The sequence below is a fragment of the Streptomyces sp. NPDC014995 genome, from assembly GCF_043080745.1.
Lineage (GTDB): Bacteria > Actinomycetota > Actinomycetes > Streptomycetales > Streptomycetaceae > Streptomyces.
This window is the reverse complement of sequence record NZ_JBIBVX010000003.1, coordinates 242,314-264,209: the sequence shown is the minus strand read 5'-3', so window position 1 is coordinate 264,209 and position 21,896 is coordinate 242,314. Positions and strand designations below refer to the sequence as shown.

At 71.9% G+C, this 21,896-nt stretch carries 20 protein-coding genes; 9 read left to right on the top strand and 11 right to left on the bottom strand.

What is annotated here, in order from left to right; genetic code table 11:
- Nucleotides 1-60: 60 nt before the first annotated feature.
- Nucleotides 61-1,494: an argininosuccinate lyase gene (argH, locus tag ACF1A1_RS08620; RefSeq protein WP_391646850.1), complete on the bottom strand. Its 1,434-nt coding sequence runs from the start codon at nt 1,492-1,494 to the stop codon at nt 61-63.
- 142 nt (nt 1,495-1,636) lie between these two features.
- Nucleotides 1,637-2,830, bottom strand: a complete 1,194-nt coding sequence (locus tag ACF1A1_RS08615) for an argininosuccinate synthase (protein WP_391646848.1) — start codon at nt 2,828-2,830, stop codon at nt 1,637-1,639.
- Between the two features lie 209 nt (nt 2,831-3,039).
- Between ACF1A1_RS08615 and ACF1A1_RS08610 the strand changes: the two genes are divergently transcribed.
- From ACF1A1_RS08610 to ACF1A1_RS08590, 5 genes are all read left to right on the top strand, one after another.
- The gene (locus ACF1A1_RS08610) at nt 3,040-3,909 is read left to right on the top strand and encodes a hypothetical protein (RefSeq protein ID WP_391646846.1); all 870 of its coding nucleotides are present in this window, start codon (nt 3,040-3,042) and stop codon (nt 3,907-3,909) included.
- 257 nt (nt 3,910-4,166) lie between these two features.
- On the top strand, nt 4,167-4,781 hold the full coding sequence (locus tag ACF1A1_RS08605; protein WP_391646844.1) for a pyridoxamine 5'-phosphate oxidase family protein: 615 nt from the start codon (nt 4,167-4,169) through the stop codon (nt 4,779-4,781).
- Nucleotides 4,782-5,089: 308 nt separating this feature from the next.
- Nucleotides 5,090-6,472 carry a ferric reductase-like transmembrane domain-containing protein gene (locus ACF1A1_RS08600; protein ID WP_391646842.1) on the top strand — a complete coding sequence of 461 codons (1,383 nt, stop codon included), beginning with the start codon at nt 5,090-5,092 and terminating at the stop codon, nt 6,470-6,472.
- 91 nt (nt 6,473-6,563) lie between these two features.
- On the top strand, nt 6,564-7,673 hold the full coding sequence (locus tag ACF1A1_RS08595; RefSeq protein WP_391646840.1) for an FMN-binding protein: 1,110 nt from the start codon (nt 6,564-6,566) through the stop codon (nt 7,671-7,673).
- A gap of 55 nt (nt 7,674-7,728) precedes the next feature.
- Nucleotides 7,729-8,466, top strand: coding sequence for an FAD:protein FMN transferase (locus ACF1A1_RS08590; protein ID WP_391646838.1), 738 nt, complete (start codon nt 7,729-7,731; stop codon nt 8,464-8,466).
- Between the two features lie 520 nt (nt 8,467-8,986).
- On the opposite strand, the gene ACF1A1_RS08585 is transcribed toward ACF1A1_RS08590, so the two are convergent.
- From ACF1A1_RS08585 to argC, 5 genes are read right to left on the bottom strand one after another with little or no spacing between them, the layout of a single operon-like run.
- Nucleotides 8,987-9,532 (bottom strand): arginine repressor, encoded by a 546-nt coding sequence (locus ACF1A1_RS08585; protein WP_189936685.1) that lies wholly within the window; start codon nt 9,530-9,532, stop codon nt 8,987-8,989.
- A 7-nt stretch (nt 9,533-9,539) separates the two neighbouring features.
- Nucleotides 9,540-10,736, bottom strand: a complete 1,197-nt coding sequence (locus ACF1A1_RS08580; RefSeq protein WP_391646836.1) for an acetylornithine transaminase — start codon at nt 10,734-10,736, stop codon at nt 9,540-9,542.
- Nucleotides 10,733-11,641, bottom strand: coding sequence for an acetylglutamate kinase (argB, locus tag ACF1A1_RS08575; RefSeq protein WP_391646834.1), 909 nt, complete (start codon nt 11,639-11,641; stop codon nt 10,733-10,735). Before argB ends, ACF1A1_RS08580 begins: the two co-directional genes overlap by 4 nt.
- Nucleotides 11,638-12,789: a bifunctional glutamate N-acetyltransferase/amino-acid acetyltransferase ArgJ gene (gene argJ / locus ACF1A1_RS08570; protein ID WP_391646832.1), complete on the bottom strand. Its 1,152-nt coding sequence runs from the start codon at nt 12,787-12,789 to the stop codon at nt 11,638-11,640. Before argJ ends, argB begins: the two co-directional genes overlap by 4 nt.
- Complete coding sequence (argC, locus tag ACF1A1_RS08565) at nt 12,786-13,826, bottom strand: N-acetyl-gamma-glutamyl-phosphate reductase (RefSeq protein WP_391646830.1); 1,041 nt, start codon at nt 13,824-13,826, stop codon at nt 12,786-12,788. The genes argJ and argC overlap by 4 nt, the downstream gene beginning before the upstream one ends.
- A 120-nt stretch (nt 13,827-13,946) precedes the next feature.
- On the opposite strand from argC, the gene ACF1A1_RS08560 reads away from it, so the two are divergent.
- On the top strand, nt 13,947-14,426 hold the full coding sequence (locus tag ACF1A1_RS08560; protein ID WP_391646828.1) for a hypothetical protein: 480 nt from the start codon (nt 13,947-13,949) through the stop codon (nt 14,424-14,426).
- 45 nt (nt 14,427-14,471) lie between these two features.
- Nucleotides 14,472-15,176, top strand: a complete 705-nt coding sequence (locus ACF1A1_RS08555; RefSeq protein WP_391646826.1) for a hypothetical protein — start codon at nt 14,472-14,474, stop codon at nt 15,174-15,176.
- 98 nt (nt 15,177-15,274) lie between these two features.
- On the opposite strand, the gene ACF1A1_RS08550 is transcribed toward ACF1A1_RS08555, so the two are convergent.
- The gene (locus tag ACF1A1_RS08550; RefSeq protein ID WP_391646824.1) at nt 15,275-17,761 is read right to left on the bottom strand and encodes an alpha-L-arabinofuranosidase C-terminal domain-containing protein; all 2,487 of its coding nucleotides are present in this window, start codon (nt 17,759-17,761) and stop codon (nt 15,275-15,277) included.
- A gap of 146 nt (nt 17,762-17,907) precedes the next feature.
- On the opposite strand from ACF1A1_RS08550, the gene ACF1A1_RS08545 reads away from it, so the two are divergent.
- Entirely contained in the window at nt 17,908-18,354 is a 447-nt protein-coding gene (locus tag ACF1A1_RS08545) for a DUF6314 family protein (protein WP_391647192.1), read from the top strand.
- Between the two features lie 5 nt (nt 18,355-18,359).
- Here the strand turns inward: ACF1A1_RS08545 and ACF1A1_RS08540 are convergent, their stop codons facing one another.
- From ACF1A1_RS08540 to ACF1A1_RS08530, 3 genes are read right to left on the bottom strand one after another with little or no spacing between them, the layout of a single operon-like run.
- Entirely contained in the window at nt 18,360-18,953 is a 594-nt protein-coding gene (locus ACF1A1_RS08540) for a histidine phosphatase family protein (RefSeq protein WP_391646822.1), read from the bottom strand.
- A gap of 31 nt (nt 18,954-18,984) precedes the next feature.
- Nucleotides 18,985-19,443: a GNAT family N-acetyltransferase gene (locus ACF1A1_RS08535; RefSeq protein WP_391646820.1), complete on the bottom strand. Its 459-nt coding sequence runs from the start codon at nt 19,441-19,443 to the stop codon at nt 18,985-18,987.
- Nucleotides 19,444-19,454: 11 nt separating this feature from the next.
- Nucleotides 19,455-20,951 (bottom strand): PLP-dependent aminotransferase family protein, encoded by a 1,497-nt coding sequence (locus ACF1A1_RS08530; RefSeq protein WP_391646818.1) that lies wholly within the window; start codon nt 20,949-20,951, stop codon nt 19,455-19,457.
- Between ACF1A1_RS08530 and ACF1A1_RS08525 the strand changes: the two genes are divergently transcribed.
- Nucleotides 20,950-21,882: a DMT family transporter gene (locus tag ACF1A1_RS08525; RefSeq protein ID WP_391646817.1), complete on the top strand. Its 933-nt coding sequence runs from the start codon at nt 20,950-20,952 to the stop codon at nt 21,880-21,882. The genes ACF1A1_RS08530 and ACF1A1_RS08525 overlap by 2 nt on opposite strands.
- The last annotated feature ends 14 nt before the right edge of the window (nt 21,883-21,896 follow it).

The following is a 21,896-nucleotide window of genomic DNA, read 5'->3' as shown; positions in this document are numbered from 1 at the left end:
TCGGCTCCGGTCAGGCTCCGGACCAACGTAACCCGTGATGCCCCTGGGGCGTCCGAGCCGCTACTTCTTCTGCTTCGCGGTGGCCCACGTGTGCTGCGCCGCCACATCCGCCTTCACCTCGGCGAGCTGGACGGCGACCGCGCTGGGCGCCGTACCGCCGCGGCCGTCGCGGGAGGCGAGGGCGCCGGGGACGTTGAGGACGGAACGGACCTCGGGGGTGAGCTGGGCGGAGATCTTGGCGAACTGTTCGTCCGTCAGGTCGTCCAGCTCCTTGCCCTCCGCCTCGGCGACCTTCACGCACTCGCCGGCGACCTCGTGCGCCACCCGGAACGGCACGCCCTGCTTGACCAGCCACTCGGCGATGTCGGTGGCGAGCGAGAAACCGGCCGGGGCCAGTTCCTCCATGCGCTCGCGGTTGACGGTGAGGGTGGCGATCATGCCGGTGAAGGCGGGCAGCAGGACCTCGAGCTGGTCGCAGGAGTCGAAGACCGGCTCCTTGTCCTCCTGGAGGTCGCGGTTGTACGCGAGCGGCAGCGCCTTGAGGGTGGCCATGAGGCCCGTCAGGTTGCCGATGAGGCGGCCGCTCTTGCCGCGCGCCAGCTCGGCGATGTCCGGGTTCTTCTTCTGCGGCATGATCGACGAGCCCGTGGAGAACGCGTCGTGCAGGGTCACGAAAGAGAACTCCTTCGTGTTCCAGATGATGATCTCCTCGGCGATCCGGGAGAGGTTGACGCCGATCATCGCGGTGATGAAGGCGAACTCGGCGACGAAGTCGCGGGAGGCCGTGCCGTCGATGGAGTTGCCGACGCTGCCGTGCTCGAAGCCGAGGTCCTCGGCGACCGCCTCCGGGTCGAGGCCGAGGGAGGAACCGGCGAGCGCGCCGGAGCCGTACGGCGAGACCGCCGTGCGCTCGTCCCACTGGCGCAGCCGCTCGGCGTCCCGGGACAGGGACTGCACGTGGGCGAGGACGTGGTGGGCGAAGAGGACCGGCTGGGCGTGCTGGAGGTGGGTGCGGCCGGGCATCGCCACGTCCGGGTGGGCCTCCGCCAGGCCGGTCAGCGCGTCCTGGAGGTCGGCGATCAGGCCGCCGATGATCCGGGCGTGGTCCCGCAGGTACATGCGGAAGAGGGTGGCGACCTGGTCGTTGCGGGAGCGGCCGGCGCGCAGCTTGCCGCCGAGGTCGGGGCCGAGTCGCTCCAGGAGGCCGCGTTCCAGGGCGGTGTGGACGTCCTCGTCGGCGATGGTGCCCACGAACGAGCCGTCCGCCACGTCCGCTTCCAGCTGGTCGAGGCCCGCGAGCATACGGGTCAGCTCGTCCTGTGTGAGCAGGCCCGCCTTGTGCAGCACGCGCGCGTGGGCGCGCGACCCGGCGATGTCGTAGGGCGCGAGCCGCCAGTCGAAGTGGACGGACGCGGACAGCTTCGCCAGGGCCTCGGCGGGACCGTCGGCGAAACGGCCGCCCCAGAGCCGTACGTCACCGCTGTTGCTGCTCACTTGCGTTGCTCCTCGAGAGATACGGATGTGCCGCCGCCTCCCCGCTCAGGCACGAGCGGGGAGGCGGTTGTCAGGCTAGTGCGGGTGAGATGTTCCCGGTGGTACCGGGACGCCTGCGCGAGGTCACGGTCGTGCGGGGACGCTACGCGAGGTCACGCCTGGCCGCGATCTTCGACGACAGGCTGTAGATGTCGATGAAGCCCTTGGCCGCGGCCTGGTCGAAGGTGTCGCCGGTGTCGTAGGTGGCGAGGTTGAAGTCGTACAGCGACGACTGCGAGCGCCGGCCGGTGACGACCGCGCGGCCGCCGTGCAGGGTCATCCGGATGTCTCCGCAGACGTGCCGGTTGGCCTCGTCGATGAACCCGTCCAGGGCCCGCTTGAGCGGGGAGAACCACTGGCCGTCGTAGACCAGCTCGCCCCAGCGCTGCTCGACCTGCCGCTTGTAGCGGGCGAGTTCGCGCTCGACTGTGACGTTCTCCAGCTCCTGGTGGGCGGTGATCAGGGCGATCGCGCCCGGAGCCTCGTACACCTCGCGGGACTTGATGCCGACGAGGCGGTCCTCGACCATGTCGATCCGGCCGACGCCCTGGGCGCCGGCGCGCTCGTTGAGCTGCTGGACGGCCTGGAGGACGGTGACGGGCCTGCCGTCGAGGGCGACCGGGACACCTGCCTCGAAGGTGATGACCACCTCGTCGGCCTCGCGCGGGGTGGCGGGGTTCGAGGTGTACTCGTAGACGTCCTCGATCGGCGCGTTCCAGATGTCCTCGAGGAAGCCGGTCTCGACGGCACGCCCGAAGACGTTCTGGTCGATGGAGTACGGGGACTTCTTGGTGGTCGCGATCGGGAGGTTCTTCTCCTCGCAGAACGCGATGGCCCTGTCACGGGTCATCGCGTAGTCGCGGACCGGGGCGATGCACTTCAGGTCGGGGGCGAGGGCGGCGATGCCGGCCTCGAAGCGGACCTGGTCGTTGCCCTTGCCGGTGCAGCCGTGGGCGACGGTGGTGGCGCCGTGCTTCCGGGCGGCGGCGACGAGGTGCTTGACGATCGTGGGCCGGGAGAGCGCGGAGACCAGCGGGTAGCGGTCCATGTAGAGGGCGTTGGCCTTGATCGCCGGGAGGCAGTACTCGTCGGCGAACTCGTCCTTGGCGTCGGCCACCTCGGCCTCCACGGCGCCGCACGCGAGGGCGCGCTTGCGGATGACGTCCAGGTCCTCGCCGCCCTGACCGACGTCGACCGCGACGGCGATGACCTCGGCGCCCGTCTCCTCGGCGATCCAGCCGATGGCGACGGAGGTGTCCAGGCCGCCCGAGTAGGCGAGTACGACGCGCTCGGTCACGGGTCTCTCCTCACAGTGCGTTCGCTACATGCATGAGTATGCAGTGCTCTGCATGATTCGTCAATCGGGCGGCCCGGACCTCGGGGCCGTTCGGTGTCCGGAGAAGTTTTCGAAGGCGCTTTGAACAACAGCAACCGCTTACCCGTACTCACAGCCGAACGCTGGCGCCGCGTCCATCAACCCACTCCTGACCCAAGTGAGGCATCCGCATGTCCAGGGCTCTTCCGAAGTACAACAAGCGTCGTGTGGCGGTCATCGGCGGCGCCGCCGCTCTGGCGCTGACCGGCGCGGTGGTCGTGAACTCCGCCCTCGCCGGGGAGACGTCCAAGAGCAGCGGCACGAACGCCAGGACGCTCGCGTCCCCGGGCACGATCAGCTGCCCGGACGTGGCCTCGCGACTGCCCGCCGTCCCCGCCTCCGCCAAGGCCGAGGTCGACCGCAACCTCGCCCTGCTCAACACCCAGATCGCCGAGGCCAACAAGCGCCTCGTCGACACCGTCGGCCAGGGCGGCCCCAACTTCGTCCAGAACGCCATCCTCGGCCCCCTCAAGGACAAGCGCGTCGCGACCGTCAACCGCATCGCCACCGCCATCGGCCGCACCGCCGCCAAGCCCCAGGGCCTGGACGCGCTGGCACCGTGCGCCCTCAACGGGGCGGGTGCCAACGGCGGCGGCGCGGCGGCCCCGAGCGCGCCGGCGACCCAGGCGGGCGGGAACGCCGGGAACACCGGGAACAACGGCAACGCGGGCAACAACGGCAATGCGGGCAACGCGGGTAACGCCGGCGCCGGCACGATCAGCTGCCCGGACGTGGCCTCGCGACTGCCCGCCGTCCCCGCCTCCGCCAAGGCCGAGGTCGACCGCAACCTCGCCCTGCTCAACACCCAGATCGCCGAGGCCAACAAGCGCCTCGTCGACACCGTCGGCCAGGGCGGCCCCAACTTCGTCCAGAACGCCATCCTCGGCCCCCTCAAGGACAAGCGCGTCGCGACCGTCAACCGCATCGCCACCGCCATCGGCCGCACCGCCGCCAAGCCCCAGGGCCTGGACGCGCTGGCCACCTGCACGTTGAACAAGTGACGTGACAGGCGTGGCGGCCGCCCCGACGCCGGCCGGGGCGGCCGCCGTGATGTCCGCACCGCGATGCGCGCGCTCGGTTGCGCTCGGGGGTGCGCATCACCGGGCGTGCGCTCGGGTGCGCGCATCACCGGGCGTGCGCTCGGGGGTGCGGATCACCGGGGCGCGCGTATTGCCAGGGGCACGCACGCCGCGAGGCGTACGCCCCCTTCCCTCAATTCCTTAGACGTGCGAAAGACTTTCCCGGATAATCCTTAGGCATGGGAAAGACTTATGAGCGCATCGACGGCAGGCTCCGTACGTTCATCGAGGAGCAGCCCCTCTTCTTCACCGCGACCGCGCCCCTGTCGGCCGACGGCACGGTCAACCTCTCCCCCAAGGGCCTGAAGGGCTCGTTCGCCGTCGTCGACGACCACACCGTGGCGTACCTCGACTTCGCCGGCTCCAACGCGGAGACCATCGCGCATCTGCGCGAGAACGGCCGGATCACCCTGATGTGGTGCGCGTTCCAGGGGCCGCCGAACATCGTGCGGGTGCACGGCCGCGGGGAGCCGGTCTTCCGCGACGACCCGCGCTTCACGGAGCTCCTCGCCCACTTCCCGGACCTCGACCCGACCCCGCACGGCCTGCGCGCGATCATCGTCGTGCGCGCCGAACTCGTGCGGGACACCTGCGGTTACGCGGTGCCCTTCATGACGTACGACGAGGACCGCGATCTGCACGGGAAGCGGTTCGCGCGGGAGGACGACGAGTCGCTCAGCGCGTACTTCGCGAAGAAGGAGCACGTCGCCACGAGCATCGACGGACTGCCGGGACTCCCCCTGCCCCTGCGCTCGTCCGCGCTTTCCCCCTCACCCTCACCCGACTTGGCGTAAACATGCCATGCGCGTCCGCCCGTCGCCGACCACCTGACCGGTGTCGGCGGACGCGTCGCCGACCGAGGTCCTCCACCGGGTGGATCCGCTCGACCCGAGGGGCCGAGCGACGACGGACACCGGTGACCGCGGGTGGGCCGGGGCGCGTCCCCGCCCACCCGTACGCGTGAGGGGCGGGCGTCTCGCGCGAGGGCGTGCCCGGGCCCCGGTTTCGTCGCGAACGTCCGCGCGGGAGTCGGCAGGACACTGAACACTCCGCGCAGTCGGCACGTATCTGTGGGCCAAGGGTCAGTACCCACGGAGGAACCGTGACCACGACGATCGCCGGCGGCCGTGCCGCCCGCCGCCAGACGATGCGCCGCATCCGACCACGCCGCTCCCCGGCCGTCCCGCTGTTGATCGCCCTCTGGGCGGGCGCGGCGGGTGTGCTGTGGCTGTGGTGGGACAACACACCGTCCATCGCGGACACCAACGGCATGATCCTGAACGCGGGGCGGATCACCGGCCTGCTCGCCGGGTACCTGATGGCGCTGGTCGTGCTCCAGATGGCGCGGGTGCCGGCGCTGGAGCGGCGGGTGGGATCGGACCGGGTGGCGCGCTGGCACGCGATGACCGGCCGGTACACCCTCAGCCTCACCTTCGCGCACGTGTTCCTCATCATGTGGGGGTACGCGCTGCAGGCGGGCAAGTCGCTCGGTGACATCGTCCAGCAGACGATCGACTCCGTGAACCAGCTGCCCGACATGGGCAAGGCCGCCATCGGCACCGGTCTGCTGCTGGTCATCGGGCTGGTCTCGATCGGCCCGGTCCGCCGCCGGATGCCGTACGACACCTGGTACCACGTGCACCTGATGACGTACGCCGCGGTGTTCCTGACGTTCTGGCACCAGATCACCACCGGCAACGACTTCGCCGTCGAGCCGGCCGCGAAGACCGCCTGGTACGCGCTGTACGGGTCGGTCACCGCGCTCGTCGTCTGGTACCGCATCCTCACGCCGCTGCGGCTGAACCTGCGGCACCGCATGTACGTCGAGGCGGTCATCGAGGAGGCGCCCGGCATCGTGTCGGTGCTCATCGGCGGGCGCAAGCTGCACCGGATCGGCGCGGAGGCCGGGCAGTTCTTCCGGTGGCGGTTCATGGCGCCGGGCATGCGGTTCAGCTCCCACCCGTACTCGCTGTCGGCGGCGCCCCGCCCGGAGCTGCTGCGGATCACGGTCAAGGCGATCGGCGACCACAGCGCGGCGCTGCGCGAGCTGAGGCCCGGCACGAAGGTGTGGGCCGAGGGTCCCTACGGCGCGATGACGGCGTCCCGGCGCAGCCGCGGCAAGGTGCTGCTGGTGGCCGGCGGGGTCGGGATCACGCCGATGCGGGCGCTGTTCGAGACGCTGCCGGGCGCGGCCGGCGACATCACCCTCCTCTACCGGGCCAACAGCACGCAGGACCTGGCCCTGTGGGACGAGCTGGCGAAGATCGCCGACGAGCGCGGGGCGCGGCTGATGTACGCGGTCAACAGTCCCGACGGGGAGCGCCCGGACATCTCGGCGGAGTCCCTGCGCCGCAAGCTGCCGGACATCGAGCAGCACGACGTCTTCATGTGCGGGCCGAACGGCTTCGCCCAGTCGGTGTACGAGGCCCTGCGCGGCGCCGGGGTCCCCGCCCGCCGCATCCATCACGAGTCGTTCGAGATGTGAGCGACGGGACGTCCACGGGTCCACGGAAAACGGTCCGCGGAAACGGTCCACGGAAATACGGGAATCAGGAGCGATGAAGAAAAGCCACCCCATGCGGCGCATTGTGCTCGCCAGCGCTGCCACTGTGTCCGGGATCGTGCTGCTGCTGACGCTGAAGCCGTCGGACGACCCGGCCGCCTCGGCGGCCGGACTGCCCCCGCAGTCCTCGGTCCAGGGCGGCGCCCAGGCCGCCGCGGGCAACGGGACGGTCACCGGCGACGTGGCCCAGACCCAGTACGGGCCGGTGCAGGTCCGGCTGACCGTGGCCAACGGGAAGGTCACCCAGGCGGAGGCCGTGCAGTCCCCCAAGGGCGGCCAGAGCGACCAGATCAACGCCAACGCCGTACCCAAGCTCAACCAGGCCGCGGTCGCCGCGCAGAGCGCCGAGATCGACTCCGTCTCCGGGGCGACCTACACCAGCGAGGGCTACAAGAAGTCGTTGCAGTCGGCGCTGGACAAGGCGAAGGCGAGCGCGGGGGCCTCCCAGGGGTCCGGCGCCGCCCAGGTCTCCGGCACCTTCACCGGCGACGCGGCGGACACCCAGTACGGGGCCGTGCAGGTCCGTATCACCGTCAGCAACAACAAGATCACCAAGTCGGAGACCGTCCAGGCCCCCAAGGGCGGGCAGAGCGACCAGATCACCGCCAACGCCGTACCCAAGCTCAACGAGGCCGTGGTCACCACGCAGAGCCCGAACATCGACACGGTCTCCGGGGCGACCTACACCAGCACCGGGTACAAGAAGTCCCTCCAGTCCGCGATCGACAAGGCGAACGCGAGCGCCGGATCGCAGGGCTCGGGATCGCAGGACCCCGGGGCCGAAGGGTCCGGGTCGCAGGGGTCCGGGTCGCAGGGGTCGGGAGCGCAGGACTCCGGGAGCGCCCAGGCGTCCGGCACCTTCACCGGTGACGCGGCGAACACGCAGTACGGGGCCGTGCAGGTGCGCATCACCGTCGCCAACGGGAAGATCACCAAGGCGGAGGCGGTGCAGGCGCCCAAGGGCGGGCAGAGCGACCAGATCACCGCCAACGCCGTACCCAAGCTCAACCAGGCGGCCGTCGCGGCCGGCAGCGCCGACATCGACGCGGTGTCCGGGGCCACGTACACCAGCGCGGGCTACCAGGAGTCCCTGCAGTCGGCGCTGGACCGGGCCGGTGGCTGACGCGGTGGCCGAGTCGGCACAGTCTCCCGCCGCGGCGCGTCACGCGGAGGAGGTCATGGGGACGGTCTTCTCCTTCGACGTCCGCGGCGGGGAACCTCCGGCGGTCCAGGCGGCACTCCGGGACGCGGTCGCCTCACTGCACCGCGTCGACGAGGTGTTCAGCACCTACCGCGAGGACAGCCAGGTCTCCCGGCTGATGCGCGGGGAGCTGAGCGTCGAGGAGTGCGACGCCGAGGTGGCCGAGGTGCTGGAGCTGGGTGCCGAGGCGGAGCGGGTCAGCGACGGCTGGTTCAGCATGCGCTACCAGGGCCGGCTCGACCCGACCGGGATCGTGAAGGGGTGGGCCGCCGAGCGGGCGGCCCGGGTGATCGCCGCGGCGGGGGTGAGCGGGGTGAGCGTGAACGGCGGCGGGGACGTGCAGTTGCTGGGGGTGCCCGCGCCGGAGCGGCCGTGGCGGGTCGGGGTGTCGGATCCCCTGCGGCCGGGCGGGCTGGCGGCGGTGGTCTCCGCGGCCGGGGCGGACGAGCTGGCCGTGGCCACCTCGGGGACGGCCGAGCGGGGGGCGCACATCGTCGATCCGCGCACGGGCCGCTCCGCGGTGACCGACCTGGTCGCCGTGACGGTCGTCGCACCCCGGCTGACCTGGGCGGACTGCTGGGCCACGGCCGCGTTCGCGATGGGGTCGCGGGAGGCGCTGGGGTGGCTGGAGTCGCTGCCGGACGTGGAGGCGCTGCTGATCACGGCCGGGGACGAGGTGCGGTGTACCGGGGGCTTGGCCAGGCGGTTGGGCTGAGCGTGCCCTGCACGTGACGGTGGGCCCACCGCCGTGGAGGCGCGACTCCGTCGGCGTCGACAGTTGGGTGCGCGAGGCCGATGGCTCGGCCGTGGCTCGGCCGCCGACGGTCTTGTCGATGGGGTGGGGCTGCGCTGGGACGTCCTGGGACTTGTCGATGCGGTGGGGCTGCGCTGGGACGTCCCGGGACTGTGGACATGCGGTGGGGCCGCGGGTGTCCTCGACGGTCCGCGGGCGGCCGGTGCACTCGTGCCGGGGGCGGTTCGCGCCCGGTCCGGCGCTCACGGGGTGCCGCCTGCGGCGGGATCGGCGTCCGGGTGGACCGCGAGTCGGTCCAGCGGTCGGCGGGCCTGTACCCGTGGGGGCGTCGGCGCTCCGGGCGGAGAGCGCCCGGAGCCCGTCTCGCGTGCGTTCGCCGGGGACTGCGCGCCGGCCCCGCCCACCCGAGACGGCGCGATGCCCGCACGCCTGAGGGGGGTTCAGGCATCCCCGCGGCCGGCGGACGCGACCGCCGGCCCGTTCAGTGGCCGTTCTGAGCCAGCCGCAGCAGATGGTCGGCCAGGGCCTGGCCACCCGTCGGCTCCCGGCTGATCAGCAGCAGCGTGTCGTCGCCGGCGATCGTGCCCAGGATGTCGTGCAGCTCGGCCTGGTCGATGGCCGAGGCCAGGAACTGCGCGGCGCCCGGAGGGGTCCGCAGGACCACGAGGTTGGCGGAGGCCTCCGCCGAGATCAGCAGCTCCTGGGAGAGCCGCCGCATCCGCTCCTCCTTCGCCGACTCCCCGAGCGGGGCGCGCGGCGTGCGGAAGCCGCCCTCGCTGGGCACCGCGTAGATCAGGTCGCCGTCGGTGTTGCGGATCTTCACCGCGTTCAGCTCGTCGAGGTCCCGGGAGAGCGTCGCCTGCGTGACGCTCAGCCCGTCGTCGGCCAGCAGCTTCGCCAACTGGCTCTGGGAGCGCACGGGTTGCCGGTTGAGGATGTCCACGATCCGGCGGTGGCGGGCGGTGCGGGTCTGCGGCACGGCGGGCCCGTTCGCCCCCGGCTGCTCATGGTCCTGCGCCTGGCTCATCGTCGTCTCATTCTCCGGATCGTCCATCCCCGCTCACTGCGCCGAGGAGGCCGGGCAGTGCCCCGAGGAAGGCGTCCACCTCGTCGTCGCCGAGATTCAGCGGCGGCATCAGCCGGACGACGTCGGGGGCGGGCGCGTTCACCAGGAATCCGGCCTCCTGAGCCGCCTGCTGCACCTGGGGCGCGAGCGGCTCGGTGAGCACGATACCCAGGAGGAGACCCGCACCCCGGACATAATCGATCAACGGGTGGCCCAGGCCCTCGATTCCGTCCCGCAGCCTCTCGCCCTGCCGCTTGACGTTCTCCAGCAACCCCTCGTTGTCGATGGTGTCGAGGACGGCGATCCCGGCGGCGCACGCGATCGGGTTGCCGCCGAAGGTCGTCCCGTGCTGGCCGGGCTGGAGCAGTTCCGCCGCCCGCCCGAAGGCGACCGTCGCGCCGAGCGGCAGCCCGCCGCCGAGCCCCTTGGCCAGCGTCACGACGTCCGGCAGGACACCCTCGTGGGCCTGGTACTCGAACCAGTGCCCGGTGCGGCCGATCCCGGTCTGCACCTCGTCCAGGACGAGGAGCGAACCGGTGGCGGCGGTGATCGCCCGGGCCGCCTTGAGGTAGCCGGCGGGCGGGACGACCACGCCGTTCTCGCCCTGGACCGGCTCGATGATCACCAGGGCCGTCTCCTCGGTCACCGCGGCGGCCAGCGCCTGCGCGTCGCCGTACGGGACGTGGGTGACGTCGCCGGGCAGCGGCAGGAAGGGCTCCTGCTTGGCGGGCTGGCCGGTGAGCGCGAGGGCGCCCATGGTGCGGCCGTGGAAGCCGCCCTCGGTGGCGACCATGTGGGTCCGCCCGGTCAGCCGGCCGATCTTGAAGGCGCCCTCGTTGGCCTCGGCGCCGGAGTTGCAGAAGTAGACCTTGCCGTCGCGGCCGAAGTGCTGGAGCAGCCGTTCGGCGAGGGCGACGGGCGGTTCGGCGACGAAGAGGTTGGAGACGTGGCCCAGCGACGCGATCTGCCGGCTGACGGCCTCCACGACCGCCGGGTGCGCGTGGCCGAGGGCGTTGACCGCGATGCCGCCGACGAAGTCGAGGTACTCCTTGCCGTCGGCGTCCCACAGCCTGGTGCCCGCGCCGCGGACGAGCGGGAGCCTCGGGGTGCCGTAGTTGTTCATGAGCGCGCCCTGCCACCGCGCGGTCAGTTCCCGGTTGCTCATGACGACTCCCCCTCTTGCTCGTCGGGCACGACCATCGTGCCGATGCCCTCGTCGGTGAAGATCTCCAGCAGGATCGAGTGCTGGACCCGCCCGTCGATGACGCGGGCGGTGTTCACGCCGTTGCGTACGGCGTGCAGACAGCCCTCCATCTTGGGGACCATGCCGGAGGACAGCTCCGGCAGCAGCTTCTCCAGCTGGGAGGCGGTGAGGCGGCTGATCACCTCGTCGGAGTTCGGCCAGTCCTCGTAGAGGCCCTCGACATCGGTGAGGACCATGAGGGTTTCGGCGCCCAGTGCCGCAGCGAGTGCCGCAGCCGCCGTATCAGCATTGACGTTGTAGACATGTCCGTCGTCCTGGGAGCGGGCGATCGAGGAGACGACCGGGATGCGGCCGTCGGCGAGCAGGGCCTCGATCGCGCCCGTGTCGATCGAGGTGATCTCGCCCACCCGCCCGATGTCGACCAACTCGCCATCGATCTCGGGCTGGTGCTTGGTGGCGGTGATGGTGTGCGCGTCCTCGCCGGTGAGGCCGACGGCGAGCGGTCCGTGCTGGTTGAGCAGACCGACCAGCTCGCGCTGCACCTGCCCGGCCAGCACCATGCGGACGACGTCCATGGCGTCCTCGGTGGTGACGCGCAGGCCGGCCTTGAACTCGCTGACGATGCCGTGCTTGTCGAGGGCGGCGCTGATCTGCGGGCCGCCGCCGTGCACGACGACGGGCTTGAGGCCGGCGTGGTGCAGGAACACGACGTCCTGGGCGAACGCGGCCTTCAGGTCCTCGTCGATCATGGCGTTGCCGCCGAACTTGATGACGACGGTCCGGCCGTTGTGCCGGACCAGCCAGGGCAGCGCCTCGATGAGGATCTGGGCCTTGGGGAGCGCGGTGTGCTTACGCGTGGTGCTCATGAGGAGTAGGCGCTGTTCTCGTGGACGTAGTCGGCGGTGAGGTCGTTGGTCCAGATGGTGGCGGTCTCGGAGCCGGCGGCCAGGTCGGCGACGATGTGCACCTCGCGGTAGCGCATGTCGACCGTGTCGCGGTCCTCGCCGACGCCGCCGTTCTTGCACACCCAGACGCCGTTGATGGCGACGTTGAGCCGGTCGGGTTCGAAGGCGGCCCTCGTCGTGCCGATCGCGGACAGGACGCGGCCCCAGTTGGGGTCCTCGCCGTGGATGGCGCACTTGAGGAGGTTGTTGCGGGCGATGGAGCGGCCCACCTCGACGGCGTCGTCCTCGGTCGCGGCGTTGACCACCTCGACCCTGATGTCCTTGCTGGCACCCTCGGCGTCGCGGATCAGCTGCTGGCCGAGGTCGTCGCAGACGGTCCGTACGGCCGCGGCGAAGTCCGCGTACTCCGGGGTGACGCCGGAGGCGCCGGAGGCGAGCAGCAGCACGGTGTCGTTGGTGGACATGCAGCCGTCGGAGTCGACGCGGTCGAAGGTGACCCTGGTCGCGGCGCGCAGGGCCTTGTCCAGGGTCGCGCTGTCGAGGTCGGCGTCGGTGGTGAGGACGACGAGCATGGTGGCGAGGCCCGGGGCGAGCATGCCCGCGCCCTTGGCCATGCCGCCGACGGTCCAGCCGTCCTGGGTCACCACGGACGTCTTGTGGACGGTGTCGGTGGTCTTGATGGCGATGGCGGCCTTCTCACCGCCGTGCTCGGAGAGCTGCGCGGCGGCGGTCTCGACGCCGGGGAGCAGCTTGTCCATCGGGAGCAGCACGCCGATGAGGCCGGTGGAGCAGACGGCGACCTCACCCGCGCCCACGCCGAGCACGTCGGCGACCTTCTCGGCGGTCGCGTGCGTGTCCTGGAAGCCCTTCGGGCCCGTGCAGGCGTTGGCGCCACCGGAGTTGAGGACCACGGCGGACAGCTGTCCGCTCTTCAGCACCTGCTCGGACCAGAGCACCGGCGCGGCCTTGACGCGGTTGGAGGTGAAGACGCCCGCGGCGGCGCGGCGGGGCCCGGTGTTGACCACGAGGGCCAGGTCCGGGTTGCCGTTCTCCTTGATCCCGGCGGCGATGCCCGCCGCCGTGAATCCCTTGGCTGCCGTGACGCTCACGGTGCGACTCCGATCGTGGAAAGTCCCGTGTCCTCGGGGAACCCGAGGGCGATGTTCATGCTCTGGACGGCACCGCCCGCGGTGCCCTTGGTCAGGTTGTCGATGGCGCTGATGGCGATGACGCGGCCCGCGGCCTCGTCGTACGCGACCTGCACCTGAACGGCGTTGGAGCCGTGGACGGACGCCGTGGCGGGCCACTGGCCCTCGGGCAGCAGGTGGACGAAGGGCTCGTCGGCGTAGGCCTTCTCGTAGGCGGCGCGGACGCTCTCGGCGGTGACCCCGTCCCGGGCCTTCGCGCTGCACGTGGCGAGGATGCCGCGCGACATCGGCGCGAGGGTCGGCGTGAAGGAGACCGAGACCCGCTCCCCCGCCGCGGCGCTGAGGTTCTGGATCATCTCGGGCGTGTGCCGGTGGCCGCCGCCGACGCCGTACGGCGACATGGAGCCCATGACCTCGCTGCCCAGCAGGTGCGGCTTGAGCGCCTTGCCGGCGCCGGAGGTGCCGGAGGCGGCGACGATCACGGCCTCGGTCTCGGCCAGGCCCGCCGCGTAGGCCGGGAAGAGGGCGAGGGAGACGGCGGTGGGGTAGCAACCGGGGACCGCGATGCGCTTGGACCCCTCCAGCGCGGCGCGGCCACCCGGCAGTTCGGGGAGGCCGTAGGGCCAGGTCCCGGCGTGCGCGGAGCCGTAGAACCTCTCCCAGTCCGCCGGGTCCTTCAGCCGGAAGTCGGCGCCCATGTCGACGACCAGGACGTCCGGGCCGAGCTGCTCGGCGACGGCGGCTGACTGCCCGTGCGGGAGGGCGAGGAAGACCACGTCATGCCGTCGGCCCTGCCCGGCGAGGACCTCGGCGGTCGTCTCCTCCAGGACCCGCTCGGCCAGCGGCAGCAGGTGCGGCTGGAGCGCGCCCAGCTTCTGGCCCGCGTTGGAATGGCCGGTCAGGGCGCCGATCTCGACCTCGGGGTGCGCGAGAAGCAGGCGCAGCACTTCGCCGCCCGCGTATCCGCTCGCTCCGGCCACTGCCGCACGTACCGCCATGGACTCCTCCTCTTGGATGGCATGACTATACGTTTCCCTGCACGTTTATGCAATCTATTCAGGGACCGGTGGGCTCCGGGGCGATCCGTGCCCACCGGCCGTGCCGCGTAACCTCCCGGCATGGGCAATGTGTTCCGGGCCGGCGCCGACGACATGTACCTGTCCAACGGCGGCACCGAGGTGTTCGTCGAGGTGCTGACCCTCGCCGTCGCGGAGCTCGCGCGGCGGCCGTGGGAGCTGCGGTTCGCGGCGCTGCTGGCCCGGCAGGACCAGAACGTGCTGGGCCGCGGCGCGGTCGGCTTCGACCTCGCCGAGCTGGAGTGGGGCGGCACCGCCGAGGAGCGGGCCGCGGCCAAGGCCTTCGTCCTCGCCGTGACCGGCCTGGCCGCCGGCCGGCACCGCTGGGAGGAGCTGGGCTACGAGCCGCCGCACGCGCTGGGGTATCTGCGCCGCTTCCGGGAGATCGTCGAGGCGTTCGAGCCCCCCGCCGGCGTCCCGCCCGGAGGCGTGCTCCCGGCACCGGCCGTCGCCTGCTGTGTACGCCACCGTGCGCCGAGCGCGCTGCCCGACTGGGAGGGCTGCGTCTTCTGCCACCGGTGACGGGCCGCCTTCTGTCGCCGGAGGCGGCCCGGCATGATGATCACCATGACACCGATCACCGGACTCGACCTCACCGGATTCACCGAGCGTGAGCCGGGTGTGTGGACCGACGCGGCGGGGCTCGTCCTGTCGGTCCACTTCTTCCCGCTCGTACCGGATCTGCCGGCCCCGCTGCACGAGACCGAGCGGCTGCGGGCCGGACTCGCCCAGGGCGTGGCCTCGGCCGGCGGCGGACTGATCGAAGCGGAGCCCGGTGCCGTGGACGGTGTCCCGGCGGTCCGTCAGCTGGTGAAGATGCCGTTGACGGGGCGGCCCGGGCAGGCGTTCCTCGGCAGCTGGACGGTGCCCAGGGCCGGGTGCAGCACGGTGCTGAAGGTGCAGGCCGCCGAGGGAGCGGCGACCGGGCTGCGCGAGAGCGTGATCCTGGCCCAGGTGGGGCCGGCCGACTACTTCCGGCCCCACCCGTACGCGGGCGGTCAGCCGGGCGGGCTGCCGTACCACGTCGGCGACCACGAGCAGTGGGACGCGCGGTTCCCCGACCACCCGCTCACCCTCGTCCGCGCGGCCCTGCACCGGATCACACCCACGGTCACGCTCGACGCGCGCTTCAAGGCACTGCCGCCGTTCGGCGGCCCGGCCCCGCGGGCACCGCACATCCCGCAACCGCCGCAACCGCCGCAGGCCCCGCAAGTCCCGCAGGTCCCGCAGACGCCGCCCAAGCGGGGCTGGTTCCGGCGGAAGGACACCTGACCGAGGACCCGGGGGCCCTCGGTCAGGGGACGGAGGACGTGGACGTCCTCGACGAGGACGTCCACGCGGTCGAGCGGTACGCCCTCAGCGGGCCCCGCTCACCTCTGCCTGATCCGCAGGAAGGTGATCGAGTTCGCCGGGAAGGTGTACGTGAACCTGTCGGCCACTCCGGTGAAGGTGGAGGTCACCGGGGCGACCGGGGTCTCCGTCTCCGTGTTGACCGCGTCCGGCGCTGCGGTCAGCGTGGTCACCCGCGCCGTCGGGGCGACCCTGGCACCGCCGAGGTCGATCGCCGTGCGCGCGTCCGCGGACTGGGCGTTGACGACCTTGACGATCAGGTCGCCGGTCTTCTTGTCCTTGGTGACGACCTGCCGGAAGGGCTCGGCCGGCTTGTCGTCGGTGAAGCTGCCCCATTCCTGGCCGTCGAGGTACAGGGTGACCTGGCGGCCCCGCACCTTGATGTCGATGTCGTAGGCGCGGCCCGTCTCGATCGTCCCGGCCTTGGAGACGAGCGTCGACTTGCCGCCGTCCACGGCCTGTTCGACGGCCGACTGGGTGTTGTTCCAGCCGCCCAGGTTCCACCAGTAGTAGTTCCCGGTGTCCTTCACGCCGAAGGCGACGAGGAAGCCCTCCTTGCCGGACTTCTTGGTGGCCTTCACGTGCAGGTCGTAGTCGTGCCAGCGCGGGTCGCCGGCCGAGACCATGGTGTTCTCGGCGGCCACGTCGGTCTGGACGTACTGCCCGTCCTGGAGGCTCCAGCTGCCGCCGCCGGTGTGCGTCCACTGGGAGGCGCCGGCGGAGAAGTCGTCGGTGAGCAGCGTGTCGCCGTCGGCGTCCGTCACCTTCACGTCGTCGTACGCCGCCGTCGTCGCCCAGGTCGACAGGCCGACGGCGCCGGTGATGGGGCCTTGCAGTGACGGTGTCCCCGTGGCCGTCGAGGGCACCACCCGGTCACCGACGTTGGTCATGAACAGCTTCTGGACCTCGTAGTTGGCCGAGTTCCAGGAGGCGTGGTTGTTGAACCACACCATGTCCGGGCTCCACTGGACGTAGTCCTCGTTGGCGAACAGCGGGGCGTAGGAGGCGAGTTTGACGATGTCCGCGTTGCGCTCCAGGCCGGTCATGAAGGCCGCTTCGGCGAGGCCGTTCTTGAAGGCGTTGCCCCAGGAGGCGTACTCGCCGAGGAAGACCTTCGGGCCGTTGCGGTCGTAGGAGTCGTAGCGGTCGTTGTTCTGCAGGAACCACTGCGGGCTGTTGTAGTAGTGCTCGTCGACCATGTCGACGTTCTCGTCCCGGTTGAGCTGCCAGGCCGTGTCGAAGGTCGAGCCGGCGTCGTCCGGGCCGGAGTTGGAGACGACGGTGATGTCCGGGTACTTCGCCTCGATGGCGGCGCGGAACTGCTTGAACCGGGCCATGAACTCGACCGGCAGGTTCTCCTCGTTGCCGACCCCGACGTGGGTGAGGTGGAAGGGCCTGGGGTGGCCCATCTCGGCGCGCTTCTTGCCCCAGGTCGACGTGACCGGTCCGTTGGCGAACTCGATGAGGTCGAGGGTGTCCTGGATGTGCCGCTTGAGCAGCGCGTCGTCGACGACGGCCTTGTTCTGGCCGCAGCCGGTCACCAGGGCCGGGACGACGGGCAGCGGCATCGCGCCGATGTCCTCGGCGAAGCGGAAGTACTCGTAGTAGCCGAGGCCGTAACTCTGGTTGTATCCCCAGAAGTTGGCGTTGGTGGCGCGCTCCTCGACGGGGCCGATGGTGTCCTTCCACTGGTAGGAGCGGGCGCGCTGCCAGCCGGAGGCCTCGCTGTAGTCCTGCATGGAGCCGGTGTTGACCAGGCAGCCGCCGGGGAAGCGCAGGAAGCCGGGCTTCAGGGCGGCGACCTTCTCGGCGAGGTCCCGGCGCAGCCCGTTGGACTGGCGCTTGTAGGTGTCCCGCGGGAAGAGCGACACCATGTCGAGGGCGGCCGCGCCCGAGGAGGCGACGGTCAGACGGCCGTCGCTGCTGGTGCGGCTGGCGGTGAAGGTGGCCTTGTACTTGGCCCAGCCGCCCTTGGCGGCCACCTGGCGGGCGGTGGCCAGGGTGCCGTCGGCGTCCTGGAGGCCGACGGTGAGCGTGGTGCCGCTCTCGGCCCGGGCCCACACCGAGAAGTCGTACTTCTTGCCCTGCTCGACCCGGATGCCGGTGTTGTAGCCGGCGTTCGTGACGGAGGACCCGGCGGCCAGGGAGAGGTAGGCGCGGTTGCGTTCGTTGAGACGGCCGGCGTCGTTCAGGACCTGCGCGGTGCCGTCGACCGTCCAGGAGGTCAGCGGGGTGTAGGACCGGTTGTCGGCGGTGGAGTACTCGAAGGACCGGTTCTGCACGAGCTCGGCGTACAGACCGCCGTCGGCGGCGCGGTTGATGTCCTCGAAGAAGACGCCGTACATCGTGTCGTCGATTGACGCGCCCTTGGCGGCGGGGTCGACGGTGATGGCGTAGTCGGCGACGTCCTCGGCGTGCGCGGGGGCAGGGAGGAGGGCGCCCGCCGTGAGGAGAGCGGTGGCGGTGAGACCGAGTCTCCAACGGGTGGGGGTGGTGCTGCGTGACATGGATACTCCGCGGCTCGGGTGGGGCATCGTCCAAGATTGTTCGTAATATCGAACCTTGATCAGCACTTCGAACGGCAAGATAGGGAGGGGGCGGGAGCACGTCAATGGGGCGTGCAGCAATCGGACGGGACGGAGGGCGGCACGGCATGGACGGGTGCTGGCCAGTGCGCGATGTCCTGGCGTATCTCGCCGGGAGCTGGCGGGTCGGCCGGACGGTGCGGGATCTGACGAGCGGCGACGAAGGGCGCTTCGAGGGCACGACGGTTTTCGGCCCGCTCGAGGAGGGCGGGCTGCTGCACCACGAGTCCGGCACGTTCACCTGGCGGGGCGTCCCGCGTCCCGCCGAGCGCACCCTGCGCTTCCTGCCGGGGCCGACGCCCGGCACGGCGGACGTACGGTTCGCCGACGGCCGCCCCTTCCACGACCTGGACCTGACCACCGGACGGCACGTGGCCCGCCATCCCTGCGCCGCCGACCTCTACCGGGGCGAGTTCACCGTCCGGGACGCGGACCACTGGCGCACCGTCTGGCGCGTGGGCGGCCCCGCCAAGGACCTGCTGCTCACCACGGACTACGTGCGCGGGACCGACTGAGCCCGTCAGGCACGAGAGGGCTGAGCCGACACCCCCTCGAACCGCAGGTTCCACCGCCCGCCCCGGCCGGTGACGGTGGTCGTCGACAGGGGGCGGACGTCGATGTTCCAGTACGTCGGGGGCGGCGCCTTGAGCGTGTACACCAGCGCGGCCCGGATCACGCTCGGCTCGGCCACGGCGACGATCCGGCAGCCGTCCTCCACCGGACGCGTGTCGAGCCAGCCGCCGACCCGGGAGATGAACTCCAGCAGCGACTCGCCACCGTGCGGAGTGGCCCGCGGGTCGGCGAGCCAGGTGTCCACGGCCTCCGGTTCCCGGGCCATCGCCTCGCCCAGTGTGAGCCCGCGCCAGCGGCCCATGTCGCAGTCGCGCAGGGCGAGCTGGACGAGGGGGGCGTAGCCGAGCGCGTCCCCGGTGGCGCGGCTGCGCGGGGTCGGCGAGCAGTAGCGCAGCTCGGCCGCCGCGAGGGGCAGCAGATCACCGGCGACGCGCTGCACCTCGTCCCAGCCCGCCTGGTCCAGCGGCCAGTCGTCCTCGAAGCGCTCCGCGAGCAGCGGGGAACTGCGCGCGGCGGCGACGAACGTGACCCGGAGTGCCATGCGGTGATGGTGGGGCGCGCTAGTACGCAGGTCAAGGGGTGTTGGTCGAGAACTTCTCGAAAATCAGCGCCATCCACTGGTCGGGCTTGTCCAGCGCCTCGAAGCCGACCTTCTCGTAGACCCCGTGCGCGTCGTGCGTGGCGAGCAGGACGCGGCGCAGCCCGTGCGGGCGGAGGTGGTCGCGTACGGCCGCGACGAGCGAGGTCCCGATCCCCTTCCCCCGGACGGCCGGGTCCACGTACACGTCGCACAGCCACGCGAAGGTCGCCAGGTCGGTCACGACCCGCGCGTAGGCGACCTGCTCGCCCGACCCCGTGTCGTAGGCCCCGAAGTTGAGCGATGCGGCGATCGCCCGGTCCTGCTGCTCCCGCGCACGTCCGACGGCCCAGTACGCGTCCGTGGACAGCCAGCGGTGCACCCGCGCGGCATCGATCCGGGCGGCGTCGGCGGAGATCTCGTAGCCCTCGGCGAGGGGCGGGATGTCGTTCATGGACGGGACCCTCACAGATCGCGCACGCCCTGTCGAACGGATTCCGCGAGCACCTCGTCGCACGCCCTCCGCAGCCGCCGCACCCCCTCCACGATCTCCTCCGTCCCGGCGACCGCCGCGAAACTCAGCCGGACGTGCGCGGCGGGGGGTTCGGCGCTGAAGTACGGACGGCCCGGGGTCAGGGCGACGCCCGCGCGCAGGGCCGCCGCCGTGAACGCCGTCTCTCCCCCCGAGCCGAAGGCCTGGGAGGTGCCCCCGGTGCCGTCGGGCAGGCGCAGCCAGAGGTGGTAGCCGCCGGACGGGACGTGCGGGAGGGAGAGTTCGGGGAGGTGCTGGGCCAGGGCCGACGTCATCGCGTCCCGCCGGGCCTTCAACTCGGTCGCGAGCGTCCGCAGATGGCGCGGCCAGGCGGGCGAGCCGACGAGTTCGAGGGCGGCCTCCTGGAGCGGGCGGGGCACGAAGAAGGTGTCGACGACCTGGATGGCGCGCAGCCGTTCCAGGACGGGGCCGCGGGCGACGAGGGCGCTGACCCGGAAACTGGGCGAGGTCGCCTTGGTCAGGGAACCGACGTGGACGACGACGCCGTCGGGATCGTCGGCGGCGAGCGGGCGGGGCAGCGGTCCCGCGTCCTCGTGCGCCAGCCGCCGTACGAAGTCGTCCTCGACGACGAAGGCGCCCGCCTCGCGCGCGATGCGCAGCACCTCCCCGCGCCGGCCGGGGGCGAGGACGGCGCCGGTCGGATTCTGGAACAGCGGCTGGCAGACGAAGACGCGGGCACCGGTCGCCCGGAACGCGTCCGCGAGCAGCCCGGGCCGCACGCCGTCGGGGTCGACGGGGACGGGTACCGGACGCAGGCCCGCCGACCGGGCGATCGCCAGCATGCCGGGGTACGTCGGCGACTCGACGAGCACCGGCGCGCCGGGCGGGGCCAGGGCGCGCAGGGCGGTGGTGAGCGCCGTCTGGCCGCCCGAGCCGACCAGCACCTCGGCCGCGGTGACGGCGGAGCCGAGCGAGCGGGCGAACCACTCACGCAGCTCCGGCAGGCCCTCCACCGGCGGCCGTCCCCAGGCTCCGGGACGCCGTCCGGCCCGGGCCAGGGCCGCGGACATCGCCCGCTCCGGTTGCAGGGAGGGGTGCAGGTAGCCGCCGTTGAACTCGATCACGCCGGGCGGTGGAGCGGCCAGCGAGACCGTCACCCCGGACGCGTCCACCGAGCGCGGTACGAGGTCGGCGGCGCCGTCCGCGCTCAGCGCGACCTCCTGCCAGGAGGTGTCGCCGGCCGGCCCGGACGGCGTACGCGGCCGGGCGCGGAAGGCCCCGGCGCCGGGCCGGGTGACCACGAGCCCCTCGGCGGCCAGCTGGGCGAGGGCGCGCGAGACGGTCACCGGGCTCACCCGGAACCGTTCGACGAGGGCTCGGCTCGACGGGAGCTTTCCACCGTGAGGGTAGCGGTCCAGCTCACTCCGCAACCGTTCGACCAGTTCAGCCACACTGCTACGCTCGTGCATGAAGACACAGAGTAGCGCTACTGCACCGTCCCCGATAGCAGTCACCACTCCAGGGACCGCTCCCCGGGGCGGGCCAGGGCTCGGCGGCACCCTCCAGGCCGCCCTCGGCGTCGTCGCCTTCTCCCTCACGTTCCCGGCCACCGCCTGGGGTCTGGAGGGCTTCGGACCCTGGGCCCTGGTCGCCGTGCGCTGTGTCCTGGCCGCGCTGATCGCGGGCGGTTGTCTCCTCGCCCTGCGGGTTCCGGTACCGGCCCGGCGGCACTGGCCGGGGCTCGCCGTGGTGGCCGCCGGGGTCGTGGTCGGCTTCCCTCTGCTCAGCACGCTCGCCCTGCGGACGTCCACCACCGCGCACGCCGCTGTCGTGGTCGGGCTGCTGCCCCTGACCACCGCCCTCTTCTCCGCCCTGCGCGTGGGCTCCCGCCCCTCGCGCACCTTCTGGACGGCGGCGCTGGCGGGCGCCGGCGCCGTGGTCGCGTTCACCGTGCAGCAGAGCGGCGGGGCCCTGACCGGCGCCGACCTGTACCTGTTCGGGGCGCTGCTGGTGTGCGCGGCCGGCTACACCGAGGGTGGCCGGCTGGCCCGAGTCATGCCGGGCTGGCAGGTCATCGGCTGGGCACTGGTGCTGTGCCTGCCGCTCGCCGGGCCGGCCGCCGCGCTGGCCCTCGCGTACGAACCGGTCCGGTTGACCGCGCACAGCGTGGCCGGGCTGCTGTGGGTCGCCGCGGGCTCGCAGTTCCTCGGGCTGGTCGTCTGGTACCGGGGCATGGCGGCCATCGGCATCCCCAAGGCCAGCCAGTTGCAGTTGGCCCAACCCCTGCTCACACTGGTGTGGTCGGTGCTGCTGCTGGGCGAACACCTGACAGTGGCCGCCCCGCTGACGGCTGCGGCGGTGCTGGTCTGCATCGCCGTCACGCAGAGGGCGCGTGGCTGAGCGGGCCTCACGGT